This is a genomic window from Yoonia sp. 2307UL14-13 (assembly GCF_037572755.1).
GTDB lineage: Bacteria > Pseudomonadota > Alphaproteobacteria > Rhodobacterales > Rhodobacteraceae > Yoonia.
Genome location: NZ_JBBIFZ010000010.1, coordinates 1 through 15,166, shown reverse-complemented (window position 1 = coordinate 15,166; position 15,166 = coordinate 1). Strand labels below are relative to the sequence as shown.

Genomic DNA, 15,166 nt, shown 5'->3' with positions numbered 1-15,166 from the left:
TCCATGAAAGCGCTCGTCTACGATGCTGTCGAAACACTCACCTACCGCGACGTTCCTGACGCGCAGGCTGAACCCGGCCAGCAACTGATCCGGATCGCCGCTTCCGGGATTTGCGGGTCCGACATGCACGCCTATCTCGGCCATGACGAACGGCGGCCCAGCCCGCTGATCCTCGGGCATGAAGCAGCCGGGATCATCATCGGCGGCCCCCGCGACGGCGAACGGGTCACGATCAATCCACTTGTGACCTGCGGCAAATGTCCCGCCTGCCTGTCAGGCCGAGACAACCTCTGCCCCGACCGCATGATCATCTCCATGCCCCCGCGCGAGGGTGCCTTTGCCGAACTCGTGACCATGCGCGACGGAAACCTCGTCACAGTCCCCGACAACGTTCTACTGCAAAAAGCCGCCCTCGCCGAACCACTCGCCTGCGGCTGGCACGCGGTGCGCCTCGCGAAACAAGCGCTCCAGAAACCATTCACCGAGGCAACCTGCCTCGTCATCGGGGGCGGCGCCATCGGGGTCGGCGCCGCCCTCTCATTGCGGGCGTTTGGTGCAACCAATGTCAGCATCGTCGAACCCAACGAAACGCGCCGTCAAAGGCTCGCGACGATCGACGGCCTCAACCCTGTCGCCCCCGGCACCATCACCAGCGCCGACCTGGTCATTGACGGTGTCGGCTATGCCGCCACCCGCGCCGACGCATCCGCCATCGCCAATCCGGGCGGCGTGATCATGCATATCGGCCTTGGCGAAAACACTAGCGGGCTCGATATTCGGCGCATGACCCTGCAAGAGATCACGTTCATCGGCACCTACACATACACCGCCCAAGATTTCCGCGACACGGCGCAGGCGATTTTCGACGGCAGACTCGGCCCCCTCGACTGGACCGAAACACGCGCGCTCAAGGACGGAAACCAAGCCTTCGCCGACATCCGCGCCGGTCGCGTCGCCGCCCCCAAGATCATACTCGAACCCTAGAAAGGATCAGGAGTTTGGATATCAGCAAGAAAATCGTTGATGATTTCGTCGCCAATGACGTGTCATTCATCACCACGGTGCCCTGCAAACAACTGGGCGGCGTCATCGAAGAGGTCGAAGCAAGGCCCGAAATCTACCACATCCCCTCCAACAAAGAGGATGAGGGAATGGGCCTCTGCGCCGGGGCTTTCATGGGCGGCAAACGCCCCGCGATCATCATGCAGAACACGGCGATCGGGGTGACGATCAACACGCTGGTCACGCTCACGCAATTCTACCGGATGCCGCTGCCCATGCTGATCAGCTACCGGGGTGAGTTGAAAGAACCCGTCGCCTGCCAGGTCGAAATGGCCGTCCACACCAAGGCGCTTCTAAACCAGCTCAACATCCCGACCTACCACTTCCACAAACAGGAAGATGTCGATGAATTCGACGACATCCTCAAATACACCTTCATGTGCAACAAACCCGTGGCGATCCTGACCGATGCCACCTTCTGGGGAGGCTACTGATATGATCCGGTCCGAAGTCCTGAAAGAAATCGCCCCGATCCTCCGCGATCAGTTGGTCATCTGCAATATCGGGCTGCCGAGCCAGGAAATGCACATGATTGACGACCAGCCCACGAATTTTTACATGCTCGGCACGATGGGGCTCGCCTCGTCCATCGGGCTCGGCGTTGCACTGGCGCAAGACAAGACTGTCATCTCCATTGACGGTGACGGGTCCGTACTGACGAACCTTGGTACGCTACCCACAATCGCGAACAACGTGGCCGACAACTTCATCCTGCTGATCATCGACAACGGCTCTTACGGGTCCACCGGGGATCAGCCGACCTATGCGGGTAAGAAAACCTCACTCGCAGCAGTCGCCAAAGCCTGTGGCTGCGAAAACGTGGTCGAATGTCAGGCGGAAGACACCGGCAAAGTCCTGCAAGACGCGATTGACAGCAAGAAGATGACCATCATCGTCTGCAAATGCGAAAGCGGCAACATCAAGCTGCCGGTGATCACCAAAGACCCGGTCGTCATCCGGGATCGGTTCATGAACGCGGTGGCCAGCTAACGCTACTCCTCAACTTTCCCCCGCAAGGACTTCACCTCACCGCGTACCTTCTTGGCCTTCAGCCGACGCTTGACCGACCCATAGGTCGGCTTGGTCGGCACGCGGCGCTTCGGCTTTTCGCAGGCTTTCAGGATCAATTCCCGCAATCGCTCCCGCGCAATCTCACGATTGCGGGCCTGACTGCGGGTCTCCTGAACGAACAAAACCAGCGCCCCATCCTGGGTCCACCGCCGCCCCGCCAACCGCTTCAACCGCGTCTTCACCGGCCCAGGCAGGTTCGGCGATCGCGCCGCCTCGAACCGCAACTCCACAGCCGTCGACACCTTGTTCACATTCTGCCCACCCGGCCCCGAGGATCGGGCAAACTGCTCGGTCAGTTCCCAATCCTTGATGGTGATCTGGTCATTCACCTTTATCATCTTGCCAAAAATACTCCCGCCGGAGGCTCCGACACTGGCCGCATGCGCGTATGTACGGTGTGTGTACAGCGTGTGCACGCCGTGTGCACACCACATTTGGCTGAACCAACCGCCAACCCACACTTGGCGAATGCAAGCATTCGCCATTGAAAAAGGGCCACCCCGGCGATGGGATGGCCCTTTCCTGAATTTCGGAGGCGGGTCGGTTAGGTTGCCCACCTTGTGGTCTTCTCAGCCAAGGGCTGCCCTAGCTTTGACCCCCACAAGTTGTCCCGACACGTTTCTCCAATACCTCATGATGCACTGGATCACCTCCTTTCAAAATGTTTCGCCTGATCAGACGTTCGCACATATCTGGTATATTTCAAGTAAAAATACACCACCTACGCGGTTTCGGCGCGACGTTGCAGAATTTGCCCAACAATGATGCGAAACGGGATCAGCGCCATCAGCGCAATGGACAGTTTCACACCCCAATCCGCCACCGCGAGCGACACCCAAAGCGGGACCAGCGGCCCGGCATTCAGAAACGGCACCGCCTCCTGTGCCCAGACCACCTCTTCTGCGGCGCTGGCGCTCAGACCGTTGAACAGGGCGGCAAAGGCGATCGAGAAAAAGATCACCGTATCAACCGTCGATCCGATCAGCGTGCTCGCCAGCGGCGCACGCCACCACGACCCGTCACGCAGGCGATCGAACACCACAATGTCCAAAAGCTGCGCCACCGCAAACGCTGTGGCCGATCCAATCGCGATGCGCAACGCAACCGCCGGATAAGTAAAGCCATCGCCTTGCAGCATGATCTGGCTGCCGATCAGCGAACAAATGATCCCAACCACCAGACCTGCAAAAACCACCTTCCGCGCGGCGGCGGGGCCATACACCCGGTTCATGATATCGGTCACAAGGAAGGCCAGCGGATAGGTGAACGCCCCCCATGTCAGCAATCCGTCAAGGATCAGGAACTGCACAAGAACGTTCGAGGCAACCACGATAATGGCCATGGCGATCACGCCGGGAAGGATGCGGGTCATGTCTGGTATCCGTTTTGACAAGGTTGCGGCACTTGATCCCCATGTCATAGGGGACGCGGTGCATTAACGCCCACGCAAACGTCAGTCAATCCGGTATTCGACAATCTCAGTCCGTTGGAACCAGTTGAAATTGTCGTCCGACACCAGCGTCACACGCAGCCCGACATCATCCTCCCAAACGGCGATGCCTTCCAGATTGTCATGCGCACCCAGGCCCGAACGGATCAGCTCTTGCTCATCCGTTCCATCCAACGCAAACCGACGCACGCGGCTTCGAAAACCAACCCCGGTAAAGTCACGTTCCAACACATACAGCCTGCCATCCGGGCCGATATCCGCACCCACGATCAGAAACACACCGCGCCGCGGGATTTCAAAAACCTGATCCCATTCACCCCGCTGATACCGATAAACGGGAAATGGGCGATCCGCACGCCCCGACCGTTCCGGAATGGTATACAGGGCACCATCTGCATCCACCGCCAGCGCCTCGAAAGATGAATTTTTCTGAAAACCGGCAAAGGATCGGCTTGTCAGCAATGGCGTCGTGGCAACGCCCTCTTCATCGACCTCGCGCAAGCCGTGCACCGACTCGAACGAAACAAAGACGCGCCCGTCCGGCCCGACGGCAATGCCCTCACTGTCACCATCATTCTTGGGAAAGTCAGCACCCCCCCGATCAAGCAGATCGGCGATACGCATATCCGTCACACCTGTTACGACCCCTTCGTCACGCATCAGACGTCCGGTGATCAGCGTGCCGCGATCGCTCAAGGCAATCAAGTCCGATCCATCCGCACTGATCTCCACCCCCGAAAGCCCGCCAAATCGCGGATCGTCCGCGACCCAGCGATACGCTCCGATCAGCTGTGTATCGGCACAGGCCGACATAGCCCAGCACAGAGCCATCAGAGAAATGAGCTTGCCCAAGCTATTCTGCGTTCAACACGCCCAGGCATTGGCCCGGCAGGCTGGCCATCGTCAGTTCAGACCGTGGTCGCGGCGGGGGTGCATTCGGGTCCGGTGGTGGCGGGTTGAGGATACGATCCACCCATCCCTGCGCCTCGGCACAGCCATCGCCAGCGGGCGGCGGGTTTTGCGCGGCGCAGCTTGCATCGCCGGCAGGGCAGTTCAGCCGCACATGGAAATGATAGTGATGGCCCCACCATGGCCGGACCTTGCGCAGCCACGACCGATCCCCGGTCGCCGATTGGCACATGGCAACCTTCGCACCCGGAAACACGAATATCCGCGCGACACGCGGGTCCGACGCCGCCGCTTTCAAAATCGCCTCATGCTGTGGCGTCCATGATGAATTGGTGTAGGCCCCGCTCGCCCGTCGCATGGAAATGGACGAGATGTTTTCGCGCTCCGTGGGCGTCAGGTTCAACCGCTGCGGCGGCAGCATCCAGATATCCGCATCCAGCCCCGATTGATGGCTGCGATGTCCGGTCAGCATCGGCCCACCCCGCGGTTGGCTCATATCGCCCACATACAGACCAGACCAACCGGGCTGCGTCGCGGCAAAGCGGCTGAGGTCCTGCACAAAATCCACGGTTTCGGGCTGCGCCCAGTTCCGGTTCCGTGACAACCGCATGGCCTGCCATGTCGGCCCTGTCTCAGGCAACTGCACCGCACCGGCCTGACAGCCGCGTGCATAACCGCCAATCGCCTGTGGCGCCGCGCGAGAGGCGACAGGAATCGCCCCGAACAAGTTCTTTGCAATCCGCGTGTCATTCGCGTTCTGGCTGACAATTTCGGCCTGCGGTGGTGCCTCCGGCTGGCAAGCTGACAACCCAAAAGCGATTAAAACGACTGCTACGATGCGGACCATTCTGCGCGATCTCCATCTTTGTTGACCCACCGTAGCAGGAAAAGACCTAACAGAAAAAGAATAATCACCGGTAAATACCCAAGTTGGGTGTTGCCAGTTAGATTGGTGAAGGCGGTCACCATGGCTGTTGCAATGAATGCAGTGGCCTTCCCGGAAAGAGCGAATAGTCCAAAGGCTTCGGACGGGCGATCCGGATGTGTATGCCGCACCATCATGGATCGGGAGGAGGTATAAACCGCACCGCCCGCACCGCCAATACACATGCCGCAGATGTAAAAAACGATGTCCGGAAGCTGTGACCCCTCGGCCAGTGGAATGCCAAAAATCTGCTCGCGCGACATGCCAACAATAATGGCCGATACAGCGATCAAAACGCAGACCATGGTAGTGATCACGGGCTTGGGCCCAAACCGCTGATCAGCAAGGCCAGATAGCCATGTCGTAATCGCCGCCGAGATAGCGGCAATGATCCCGAACACGCCGATCTCAATAATCTCCCAATCCAATACCAGCGCAGCGTAAACCCCACCCGCTGTGTACAAAACATTTAGGGCGTCGCGGTAAAGCATGGAGCCGATCAAAAAGTTGAAGAGGCTTTTGCGCCGGTAGACATTCTTAAGTGTTGTCCACAATTCACCCGCAACAGCCGACAAAGCAGTCGATTTCTTTGGAGCATTCGGATCATCTTTGACCCACCAGAAGAACGGCATGATGAAAATGGCGTACCAAACAGCGATGAACGGACCGACCGACCGCGTTCCTTCACGCTGCTCTGGGTCCAATCCGAACAACGGGGCGTTGCCCAACAATGTTACGCCTTCCTCATTCTCCGCGAGCAGAAGTAGCATGATGAACAGTGCTGTAACGCCACCCGAGTACCCAAAGGCTGCGCCAGCGCCAGATATCCTTCCGACCTCACTCTGAGTTCCCAATGACGGCAGGATTGCATTGACGAAATTTAGCGCACTTTCAGCGGCAACGAAGCCAATGAAAAAAATCGCCAATATGAAGAACAACGAACTGCCGTCCGGAGTCAGGCCCCACAACAGCGCTGTTGTCAGAACATACACAACCGAGAAAAAAGCGATCCATGGAATTTTACGGCCCGAGCTGTCGGCAAAGGCACCCAAAAACGGAGCGGTGAAGGCAATGAATAGGCCGGCGATCGTTTGTCCCATAAACCATAGTGACTGCGCTTCGGCGTCTGCGGTCTTCTCGTCCATCCCCGCACCCAGATAATACTCCGCCGCAACAGCCGCAAAATATGGCCCAAAGATAAACGTCAGTCCAAGCGTGTAAAACGGCTGCGAGGCCCAGTCGAACGCCATCCAGCCCCAGATCCGCCGTTTACTCACCGCCATGACACTGCCCTTTTGTTGTTGCTGGCGATCAAACACCGCAAAACAGGCTGCTGGCAAGTCCGGCGTTAGGTGAGACCATTATCGATAGGCGGCCATGGCCGGGTTGCATCGGCGTCGATCCAGCTTTGCACCCAGGGCGGCAGGTCGGGTGACACACCTTCATGACCCATCACCGCAAAAAGGCGATCCGGGGTGACCAGACCATTCTTGTCCGTCACGGCCGACCGATACAGCGCCTGCACGGCACATTCGTCATCGATCCAGATCGACTGATCAAGGTAAGCAAAGCGATGATCCCAACCCACCGCCTTGCTGACGGTGCGAAACTTCACGAACGGACGGATGCGCTTGCGATAGCGAACGGACACGCCCGCCATTGTCAGCCCCCAGCGCTGCTTTTGCAGCGTGCGCAGCAGACCCACACGATAGGCCAACGTCGTCCGCCCCAAATCGAGGATGGTCAGAATGCGGCCGTTATTCATCTCCATGAACAGGTCGATATCCTGCGGCCAGCAGCGGTGATGCGACACATGCGTGCCAAGCGGGTCCAGCGGCGGCGCACCCCGCGCGATCAGGTATTCTTTGGCCAGGCGGACAAGGGGATACATCGGACAAACCTTCGTCAAATCTCTGCGTGGCACATGGGGCGAATTGACGTTTACGTCAACTTTGACCTCACGGCAGGTCGGGCCTTGTCCCACCCATCGCAAACACATAGGTCTTGGCAAACGTCAATAAGGGACCCGCCACATGGTATCCGTCATCCAAATCCTGCTCTTGATCATCGGCGTCGTCCGTTTTTTCGTGATCGCCCATTTCATCATGAGCTGGCTGATCCGGTTCGAGGTCCTCAACGTCCGGCAGGAATTCGTGGGGCAGGTCTGGTACACGCTCGAACGGATCCTCGACCCGATCTACAGCCGGGTCCGGCGGTTCATGCCCGATCTCGGCGGGATCGACCTGTCGCCGATCGTTGTTCTGGTTGGGCTGGAGATTATCCGCATCCTGCTATTGAACAACGCAGCCGCCTTTATCTGACCCGCTTTTCGCCGATGACCCATCAAGCGGTTGCGCGGGCACGGAAATTCCTCAAAACTGTAGCCATAGGGGTAACCGGCGGGCCAACCGCCGCACGAAAGGAACATCCATGGGCTGCTTGAACCTGACCAAAACCGGGCTCGCCATGCTGATCTCGGCACAACTGGCGATCACTACGACAACCGCAACGATGACGCAGGCCGAAATGCTGGGCACCGAAGCGGCCATCAGCAAATACGTTCAGCACAGCGATCGCACCTTCTTGATGGACGAACTCCAGCGGGAAGAGATCCGGGCCGAGATCGTCCGCCTCGGCGTTGACCCGGCCGAGGCCGAGGCACGTCTCGCCGCCCTGACAGATGCAGAAGTCGCCTCGATCATGGTCCAGATGGAGAAAGACAATGCAGGCGCCGACATCGTCGGCACACTCTTCACCATCTTCATCATCCTTCTGGTGACCGACATCCTGTGCCTGACACGTATCTTCAACTTCACCCGGTGCGTGCGCTAAGGCTTTTCCTGTTTCTGGCGCTGGGCTGGCTCTCCGCCTGCGCAGCGCCCTTCGATCCAGATGAGCGGCTGACGGTCGACGTACCCACCCGCGCCATCATCGCCGACGTCCCCCTGATCCAACAAGCGGCGTTCTACTGCGGCCCAACTTCCATCGCGATGGTCATGCAATGGGCGGGCAGCGATGTGACGCCAGAGGATATCGCCGCCCTCGCCTTCAGCCCCGGGGCTGGCGGGACGTACCTTGCTGACATGATCGGCAGCGCGCGCCGGCAGGGACAACTCGCCGTCGAACTCAATAACTTCGACGATCTTCTCACCGAAGTCGCAGCCGGTCACCCCGTCATCGTCTTCCAAAACCTCGGGCTCGGCATCGCGCCCGTCTGGCATTACGGCGTCGTCACCGGCTACGATCTGAACCGGGACGAGGTCTATCTGAACTCGGGTCAAGAAGACCAAATGATCATGCCTTTCGCCCTATTCGAACGGACATGGCGACGCGGCGATTTCTGGGGCCTCATCGTTCTGCCCCCCGATGATCTGCCGGTCAGCGCAGGCGAAACCGACATCCTCAGCGCAGGCGCCGCCCTCGAACGGGTCGGGCAATACGAAGCCGCCGAAACCGTTTACGAAACCGGCGCAGCCAAATGGCCCCAAAACTGGCTCTGGCCCTTCGGCCTCGGCAACGCGCGCTATGCGCAAGATGATCTGCAGGGGGCAAGGCGAGCGCTCAGGCAAGCCAGACGCCTAGGGCCGGATATCCCGGAAATCAGGGCAAATATAGCCACGGTAGAGCGGGAGTTGCAGGAGTGAGCGGACAGAACGCCAAAACGCCAAAACACGCAGGCATATCAGGCGATGATGGTTTCGCGCTTCAAGAAGCCAAGAAACTGTTGGACGCAAGATATTATTGTTCAAACGAAGAACTAAGCGAGGCGATGTCGAAATGGGCAACCACGCTTCTGGAACCGTTGGTCAAAGCCGGTTCCGCCGAGGCCCAATGGCTCATTAGCGGCAACCATGATGGACGTGATCTGACCCAAGAAGAAATGGATCAGAAACACCTCCAACGGCTGAAGGAAGGTGCTGCGGCAGAGCTTCCCGACGCGATGTTCTATCTCGCCCACCATCATTATGAGAAAGCGGAGTATGAGGAGGCGGCCATCCTATATCGCAAGGCTGCGGACACCGGCCATGCATATGCGAAATGGTGCCTAGGTCTTGATCTGATATCGGGTGTCGGCGTCGCGCAAGATCAAGCAGCCGGGCTTAAGCTGATCGAAGAGGCAGGAAACCTGTATTTTGAAGGGGCGATCCAGTTCATGTCCGACGCATACGCCCTGGGCAAATACGGTTTTCCGCAGGACGAATGCCAAGCGGCTACGTGGCAGCGGAAACTGGCAAACAAAAACCTGATCCGTTTCTAGCACTTACAATGCTGATCAGCGTTAACTCTTCTTGCATTCAAATTCTCCACCGGCTATCCGCACCCGCATGACCAACCTCGCCACCATATCTCTCTATCCAAGCAGCCTCTGATTCCTGGGGCGGCTCTCGTATTGGCGAAGGTCGGAGACTGTAAATCTCTCGGTGAAATCCCTGTACTGGTTCGACTCCAGTCTGCCCCACCATCATCGCATCGGATTGAATCCGACCTAAAACGGCCCGCAATCCCACGCTTCCGCGAAAATAGACTGCGGATCGGGCCAGCGCCGATAAATCAACCCTCCGATCCGATCTTCCGCAGGATCTCCATCAGCCGTTCGAAATCCGCATCGCCCAGCTTGGTACGAATTTCGGCCTCGACTTTGCGCTTGACGCGGGCGCTGTCGCGTTGGGCGGCCAGACCGGCCTCGGTAAAGCGGACGATCTTGCCGCGGCCATCATCCGGGTCGGGGTCACGGCGCAGGATACCGGACCGCTCAAGATCAACGATCAACTGCTGCACCGCCTGTTTGCTCAGCCCCATCCGGGCCACGATATCGGCCTGCCGGGTCCCGTTGATCCCGACATAGGGCACAACGCTCGACCGGGCCTCGGCATACCAGTCATGGCCCGCCGCGACCATCTCGGCGGCAAAACGGTCTTTCCACGATGCTGCCGCATCCCAAAGGCGCCAGCCCACATGATCGGGGCGCAGATCGTCAACCTTCTTGACCACTTTCATTTCCCATGATAGTCAACCTACTTGACGATATCCCGCATGGGGCCACTGGTCAAATGACGCCATTCGATCATCAGGCGATCTATGACAAAGCCGCCGACGGCTACGGCAGGTCGCATGATCGCTGGCTCCGCCATGCCGGGGGCGAGGCGCAATGCGCGTTCGAAGGGGCGGTCACGGCCCTTTTGCAACCCGGCATGCGGGTGATCGACGTGGCCTGCGGCACCGGCACAGTGGCGCGGCGGCTGCGCAAAGGCGCCGGTGGGGCATTCAACCTCACCTTGCTCGATGCGTCAGCAGCGATGCTGGATCATTGCTCCGACATCACGGCGACACGGGTCGTGGGCTGCATGAAAAACCTGCCGTTCCCGGACAATACCTTCGACCTGCTGACCTGTGCATGGGGCATCGAAACTGTCGATGACCCGGCCAAGGCACTGGCCGAATTCATGCGCGTCAGCCGACCCGGCGGGCATATCTGCATCGTCCACTGCGCCGACCGGCCTGCGCATTCACTGCTGGGCCGCGCGCTCAGGCATCGCATCACGACCTCCGGCAGGGGGCGGTTTCTGAACCACGACCTCCTATCCCGGCAAGCCGCGATGATCGGCGCGAAACGCATCCAAACCCTGCATTGCACCGGCCCCGCCGCTGCCATGCTGCTTCACGTGTAATGATCGGAGGCATCCATGCACCGCAGACATTTCCTGACAGGCCTGACACTGGCAGCGATCGGTCCCGCGGCCAACGCCGGAACCGTCGAACGCGACGGCGTCACATTCGTCTACCGGCACAAAGGCGATCGGCTGCACGCAACCCTGACCGCACCGACCGATGGATGGGTCGCGGCGGGGTTCAACAACCAGCAACAGCTACAAGGCACCCGGTTCGTCATCGGCGCACTCAGCAACGGGCAGTTACGGATCGAGGAACATATCGCCACGGTGCCCGACCATCCCAGGGTTCAGGATCTTGGGTTGGCAACCGCACTCGCCGACACTCACGGCGAAGCGACCGCCACAGGCACGATGCTGCGGTTATCCCTCCCGCACGACTTCAGCGACAGCGCCAACCCCACCTTGCGACCAGGAACACCAACCTATCTGATGCTCGCCTGGTCACACGAAACCGACTTCACCCACCACTCGGCCTGGCGACGGCACTTTGCGATCACGCTGTAAATGTCTGTTCATCATTCTTACTGCCGGATTCACTTAATCCACCGCGCGGCGCGTTACTGCGGGTTTGTCCGATAAAGACTCATATGGGATTCATATGATTTTCCTATGCAATTCATATCGCCCAAACGCCGCCAAACAAAGGCGTTAACCCTCGATTCGCCCGACCCCCCGCTAGCACCAGCCCGCACCCCACCGAACGTTGCGTACCCTGTCACAAAACCGATTCCAAAACGGGTCACCTTACTCCCACCCGGCGGCCCAGAATCGCTCTGCCCCGCCCTCCTGCGACAGGTGCCATTTCCCGTCCTCTGGCCACCACCCGCAGCTTGCGCCCGGTGTTCCCCGGCACCGGGCGCCACCACGCTTTACCTTCCGTCGGCACCACCCTAACGTCCGCCCTGTGGAGGACGAAACATGGCGACCGGCACCAATATCCGAACCTATTTCAACGGCACATGGCACGACGGCGACGTCCCCATCATGCAGGCCGCCGATCACGGATCATGGCTCGGCACGACAGTGTTCGACGGGGCCCGCGCGGTAAACGGGCTGACCCCCGATCTCGACAAACACTGCGCCCGCGTGAACGCATCGGCCAAGGCGCTGATGATCACGCCGACCGTGAAAACCGACGACATGATCGCCATGGTCCATGAAGGTCTCGCCGCCTATCCAAAAGACGCCGCCATCTATATCCGCCCCATGTACTGGGCCATCCATGGCGACCCCTCAGCCATCGTTCCCGGCCCGGACGAGACGGGCTTTGCCATCTGCCTCGAAGAAATCCCCCTCGCCCCGCCCGAGGCGACAACGACGCTTGGCCTGACCCGCTTTCGCCGCCCGGTGATCGAAGACGCCGTGGTCAACGCGAAAGCTGGCTGCCTTTATCCCAACAATGCCCGCATGTTAGCCGAGGTCCGGCAACGGGGTTTCGGGAACGCGCTGGTCGCCGACGCCATGGGTAACGTCGCCGAGACCGCCACCGCCAACATCTTCATGGTCAAGGATGGCGTCGTTTTCACCCCCATCGCCAACGGCACGTTCCTCGCCGGGATCACGCGGGCGCGGCATATGGAAAACCTGCGCAACGACGGGACCGAGGTCCGCGAAGCCGTCCTGACCTTCGCCGATTTCCACGACGCGGATGAGGTCTTCATGTCCGGCAACATGTCAAAGGTCACACCCATCACGGCCTTCGAGGACACGCAATATCAGGTCGGCCCGGTCACCCGCCGCGTGCGCGAGATGTATTGGGATTGGGCGGCATCGACGGCCTGATCCCCTCTGCCGCGACCCTACAACGGGTGGCGCTTCTCGCTATGCTGACGGCCATCGGCGGGGGGCTGGGCATGCTTGTCGGCCTGCCCATGCCGCTTTTGACGGGGCCTGCCATCCTGACCACCTGCGCGGCGTTAACCGGTCTGAAACTGCAGTTCCCTATCCCGTTCCGCAACGCCGTGTTCCTTCTGGCCGGTGTCACGATCGGGGCGACCGTTTCGTCGGAATCCGTCGCCGCACTCGCCCGCTGGCCGCTCGCCTTCGGCATCCTTGCGATAGCACTATGCCTGACGCTGATCCTTGGGCGGATCACGTTGCAAAGGCTGATGCGATCGGACGGGAAATCCGCCCTGCTCGCGGCAACGCCGGGGCATCTTAGCTATGTCATCGCCGTCAGCGAAGACCAGCACCTCGCCATCGACCGGATCGCGGTGGTACAATCGATCCGGCTGCTGGCATTGACGCTACTGGTGCCCTTCGCCGCAAGGCTTGCAGGTATCGACACCGGGATCGGGCTGGCCAATAGCCCCGCCACGATGACGCTCATCCAAACGGCGCTGTGCATCGGGGCCGCTGCAATCATCGCGCCATTGGTCACCATGGCGCACATACCCGCACCCTTCCTGATCGCGGGGATGATCATCGGCGCAACCGCGCGGCTATCCGGCTACGCGCCCGGCGGGCTCAGCCCCTGGATCGCCTACCCGGTCCTCGCCACCATCGGCACCCTGATCGGCACACGATTTTCGGGGATCACCCTGTCGCAACTCAAAACCTCTGCCCTTGCAGGGTTGGCCAATTCCATCCTGACAGCCTCTCTGGCGCTCATCGCCGCGTGGCTCGCCAAGGACATCGTGCAAATGCCGCTTCTCCACGTGCTCGTCGCCTTCGCCCCCGGCGGGCTCGAGACGATGACAGTCATGGGCCTGGCCATCGGGGCCAATCCCGGTTTCGTCGCTGCGGCCCATGTGGGGCGGCTCTTGTTCCTGTCGGTCCTCGTCCCGCTTCTTCTGATCCGCACCCAAGGGCCGTTGCCACCGCGTGACTGATCCTCCACTATCGGCGCGAAGTAGGGAGAATCTGATGCGCAAATTTCTGGTCGTGCTGGATGACAGCCGCGAATGCTTGAACGCCATGCGCTTTGCGGCAATGCGGGCGGCGCATACAGGCGGGGGCGTATCGATCCTGTCGATCATCCCACCGGAAGAGTTCAACCACTGGATCGGCGTCGGTGAAATCATGCGCGCCGAGGCGCGCGAACGGATCGAAGTGCATTATGAAGTCTTCGCGAAATGGATGCGCGACAAGCAGGACGTAAATCCCGAACTGGTCATACGCGAAGGCGAACCGCTGAACGAGATCATGAGCCAAATCAACGAAGACCCGGAAATCGGCATCCTCGTTCTGGGCGCGGGCACGGGCAACAAGGGGCCAGGGCCGCTGGTCACGCACCTGTCTAGACAGGCCGGTAGCCTGCCCATCCCGATCACCATCGTCCCCGGCGACCTGTCCAAGGAACGGCTCGAAGCGATCACCTGATGGACCGCCCCGCCGCCTATGCCATGCTGGCGGCGATCCCGGTCTTGTGTTTGGTATTCTTCACGACCACACGATTGCTGCCACCACTTGTTGGCTACTTGGTGGGCATGACTGTCTATTGGTTCCTGGTCCTGACTCCACTTTTGATCTGGCGCGGTGGTTTACGGATCGACCGATTGCGGATTGTCTGGCCGGCACGCTGGCTGGTTATGATCAACGTCATGCTCATCCTCGGTGTAGCGATCGCCGCGACTTTCGAACTACGTGCAAACACGTTGTCTTTGTGGGTGCCGGGCATCGTGACCATCGCCGCGCTGTTGAACGGAACGTTGGAAGAGCTGTTCTGGCGCGGCACTCTTTTGCACCATGACGCAAGTGGCACGGATCAGGCGTTGCAGCTCCTTCTCTTCGTCGGGTGGCACATCGCCCTTTTGTTCTCCGACGGCATCGTGGTCACCGGCGGTGCATTCGGCCTTCTGGGTGGGGCTGCCATCGGCGGAGCGCTCTGGACCTATACACGCATGCTGACCGGATCCGCCGGTTTCGGGGCGCTCTCACACGTCGGTCTTAACCTCTTCGCCTTCGCGGGACTCGCGGCACAGAATCTCTGAGTCGGCCCCGTTTGCTTCCATCTTCCTTTCAGATTCATCACGTGGGCGTTTGTGTTTGGAAACATTGTTGGTTCACGGAATTGCGTGGGGGTGAAACCTGTGATCGGTTGAAACGATGTGACGCAGGGGCAAGCGGCGGTTCGGC

The 15,166-nt window shown here is 59.9% G+C and carries 20 protein-coding genes and 1 tRNA gene; 14 read left to right on the top strand and 7 right to left on the bottom strand.

Annotated features, from left to right (window positions below; translation table 11 throughout):
• Nucleotides 1–3: 3 nt before the first annotated feature.
• From V8J85_RS18390 to comE, 3 genes are read left to right on the top strand one after another with little or no spacing between them, the layout of a single operon-like run.
• On the top strand, nt 4–984 hold the full coding sequence (locus V8J85_RS18390) for an alcohol dehydrogenase catalytic domain-containing protein (protein ID WP_339955238.1): 981 nt from the start codon (nt 4–6) through the stop codon (nt 982–984).
• Between the two features lie 14 nt (nt 985–998).
• Complete coding sequence (gene comD / locus V8J85_RS18385) at nt 999–1,496, top strand: sulfopyruvate decarboxylase subunit alpha (RefSeq protein WP_339955237.1); 498 nt, start codon at nt 999–1,001, stop codon at nt 1,494–1,496.
• 1 nt (nt 1,497) lies between these two features.
• A complete protein-coding gene (gene comE / locus V8J85_RS18380) occupies nt 1,498–2,052 on the top strand; it encodes a sulfopyruvate decarboxylase subunit beta (protein WP_339955236.1) in 555 nt (184 codons plus the stop codon).
• 2 nt (nt 2,053–2,054) lie between these two features.
• Here comE and arfB read toward each other — a convergent pair whose 3' ends face one another.
• The 6 genes from arfB to V8J85_RS18350 all read right to left on the bottom strand — a co-directional run bounded on the left by arfB (nt 2,055) and on the right by V8J85_RS18350 (nt 7,308).
• The gene (gene arfB / locus V8J85_RS18375; RefSeq protein ID WP_339955235.1) at nt 2,055–2,471 is read right to left on the bottom strand and encodes an alternative ribosome rescue aminoacyl-tRNA hydrolase ArfB; all 417 of its coding nucleotides are present in this window, start codon (nt 2,469–2,471) and stop codon (nt 2,055–2,057) included.
• Between the two features lie 383 nt (nt 2,472–2,854).
• Nucleotides 2,855–3,505: a queuosine precursor transporter gene (locus V8J85_RS18370; RefSeq protein WP_339955234.1), complete on the bottom strand. Its 651-nt coding sequence runs from the start codon at nt 3,503–3,505 to the stop codon at nt 2,855–2,857.
• Between the two features lie 81 nt (nt 3,506–3,586).
• Nucleotides 3,587–4,435 (bottom strand): esterase-like activity of phytase family protein, encoded by an 849-nt coding sequence (locus V8J85_RS18365; RefSeq protein WP_339955233.1) that lies wholly within the window; start codon nt 4,433–4,435, stop codon nt 3,587–3,589.
• A 1-nt stretch (nt 4,436) separates the two neighbouring features.
• Complete coding sequence (mepA, locus tag V8J85_RS18360; protein WP_339955232.1) at nt 4,437–5,339, bottom strand: penicillin-insensitive murein endopeptidase; 903 nt, start codon at nt 5,337–5,339, stop codon at nt 4,437–4,439.
• Nucleotides 5,324–6,700: an MFS transporter gene (locus tag V8J85_RS18355; RefSeq protein WP_339955322.1), complete on the bottom strand. Its 1,377-nt coding sequence runs from the start codon at nt 6,698–6,700 to the stop codon at nt 5,324–5,326. The genes mepA and V8J85_RS18355 overlap by 16 nt, the downstream gene beginning before the upstream one ends.
• 65 nt (nt 6,701–6,765) lie before the next feature.
• Complete coding sequence (locus V8J85_RS18350) at nt 6,766–7,308, bottom strand: acyl-CoA thioesterase (RefSeq protein ID WP_339955231.1); 543 nt, start codon at nt 7,306–7,308, stop codon at nt 6,766–6,768.
• Nucleotides 7,309–7,450: 142 nt separating this feature from the next.
• Between V8J85_RS18350 and V8J85_RS18345 the strand changes: the two genes are divergently transcribed.
• The 5 genes from V8J85_RS18345 to V8J85_RS18325 all read left to right on the top strand — a co-directional run bounded on the left by V8J85_RS18345 (nt 7,451) and on the right by V8J85_RS18325 (nt 9,879).
• Nucleotides 7,451–7,738, top strand: a complete 288-nt coding sequence (locus V8J85_RS18345; RefSeq protein ID WP_339955230.1) for a YggT family protein — start codon at nt 7,451–7,453, stop codon at nt 7,736–7,738.
• A 109-nt stretch (nt 7,739–7,847) separates the two neighbouring features.
• Nucleotides 7,848–8,249 carry a PA2779 family protein gene (locus tag V8J85_RS18340; RefSeq protein ID WP_339955229.1) on the top strand — a complete coding sequence of 134 codons (402 nt, stop codon included), beginning with the start codon at nt 7,848–7,850 and terminating at the stop codon, nt 8,247–8,249.
• On the top strand, nt 8,207–9,061 hold the full coding sequence (locus V8J85_RS18335; protein ID WP_339955228.1) for a PA2778 family cysteine peptidase: 855 nt from the start codon (nt 8,207–8,209) through the stop codon (nt 9,059–9,061). Before V8J85_RS18340 ends, V8J85_RS18335 begins: the two co-directional genes overlap by 43 nt.
• Nucleotides 9,058–9,675, top strand: a complete 618-nt coding sequence (locus V8J85_RS18330; RefSeq protein ID WP_339955227.1) for a tetratricopeptide repeat protein — start codon at nt 9,058–9,060, stop codon at nt 9,673–9,675. The genes V8J85_RS18335 and V8J85_RS18330 overlap by 4 nt, the downstream gene beginning before the upstream one ends.
• A gap of 117 nt (nt 9,676–9,792) precedes the next feature.
• Nucleotides 9,793–9,879 (top strand) — tRNA-Tyr (locus V8J85_RS18325).
• Between the two features lie 89 nt (nt 9,880–9,968).
• On the opposite strand, the gene V8J85_RS18320 is transcribed toward V8J85_RS18325, so the two are convergent.
• A complete protein-coding gene (locus tag V8J85_RS18320; RefSeq protein WP_339955226.1) occupies nt 9,969–10,415 on the bottom strand; it encodes a MarR family winged helix-turn-helix transcriptional regulator in 447 nt (148 codons plus the stop codon).
• A 5-nt stretch (nt 10,416–10,420) separates the two neighbouring features.
• Between V8J85_RS18320 and V8J85_RS18315 the strand changes: the two genes are divergently transcribed.
• The 6 genes from V8J85_RS18315 (at nt 10,421) to V8J85_RS18290 (ending at nt 15,021) form a co-directional block, all read left to right on the top strand.
• Nucleotides 10,421–11,086 carry a methyltransferase domain-containing protein gene (locus tag V8J85_RS18315; RefSeq protein WP_339955225.1) on the top strand — a complete coding sequence of 222 codons (666 nt, stop codon included), beginning with the start codon at nt 10,421–10,423 and terminating at the stop codon, nt 11,084–11,086.
• Between the two features lie 15 nt (nt 11,087–11,101).
• Nucleotides 11,102–11,593: a DOMON domain-containing protein gene (locus tag V8J85_RS18310; protein WP_339955224.1), complete on the top strand. Its 492-nt coding sequence runs from the start codon at nt 11,102–11,104 to the stop codon at nt 11,591–11,593.
• 414 nt (nt 11,594–12,007) lie between these two features.
• Nucleotides 12,008–12,871, top strand: coding sequence for a branched-chain amino acid aminotransferase (locus V8J85_RS18305; protein ID WP_339955223.1), 864 nt, complete (start codon nt 12,008–12,010; stop codon nt 12,869–12,871).
• Complete coding sequence (locus V8J85_RS18300) at nt 12,850–13,920, top strand: AbrB family transcriptional regulator (RefSeq protein WP_339955222.1); 1,071 nt, start codon at nt 12,850–12,852, stop codon at nt 13,918–13,920. The genes V8J85_RS18305 and V8J85_RS18300 overlap by 22 nt, the downstream gene beginning before the upstream one ends.
• Nucleotides 13,921–13,954: 34 nt before the next feature.
• On the top strand, nt 13,955–14,410 hold the full coding sequence (locus V8J85_RS18295) for a universal stress protein (RefSeq protein WP_339955221.1): 456 nt from the start codon (nt 13,955–13,957) through the stop codon (nt 14,408–14,410).
• Nucleotides 14,410–15,021, top strand: a complete 612-nt coding sequence (locus tag V8J85_RS18290; protein ID WP_339955220.1) for a CPBP family glutamic-type intramembrane protease — start codon at nt 14,410–14,412, stop codon at nt 15,019–15,021. Before V8J85_RS18295 ends, V8J85_RS18290 begins: the two co-directional genes overlap by 1 nt.
• Nucleotides 15,022–15,166 lie beyond the last annotated feature (145 nt).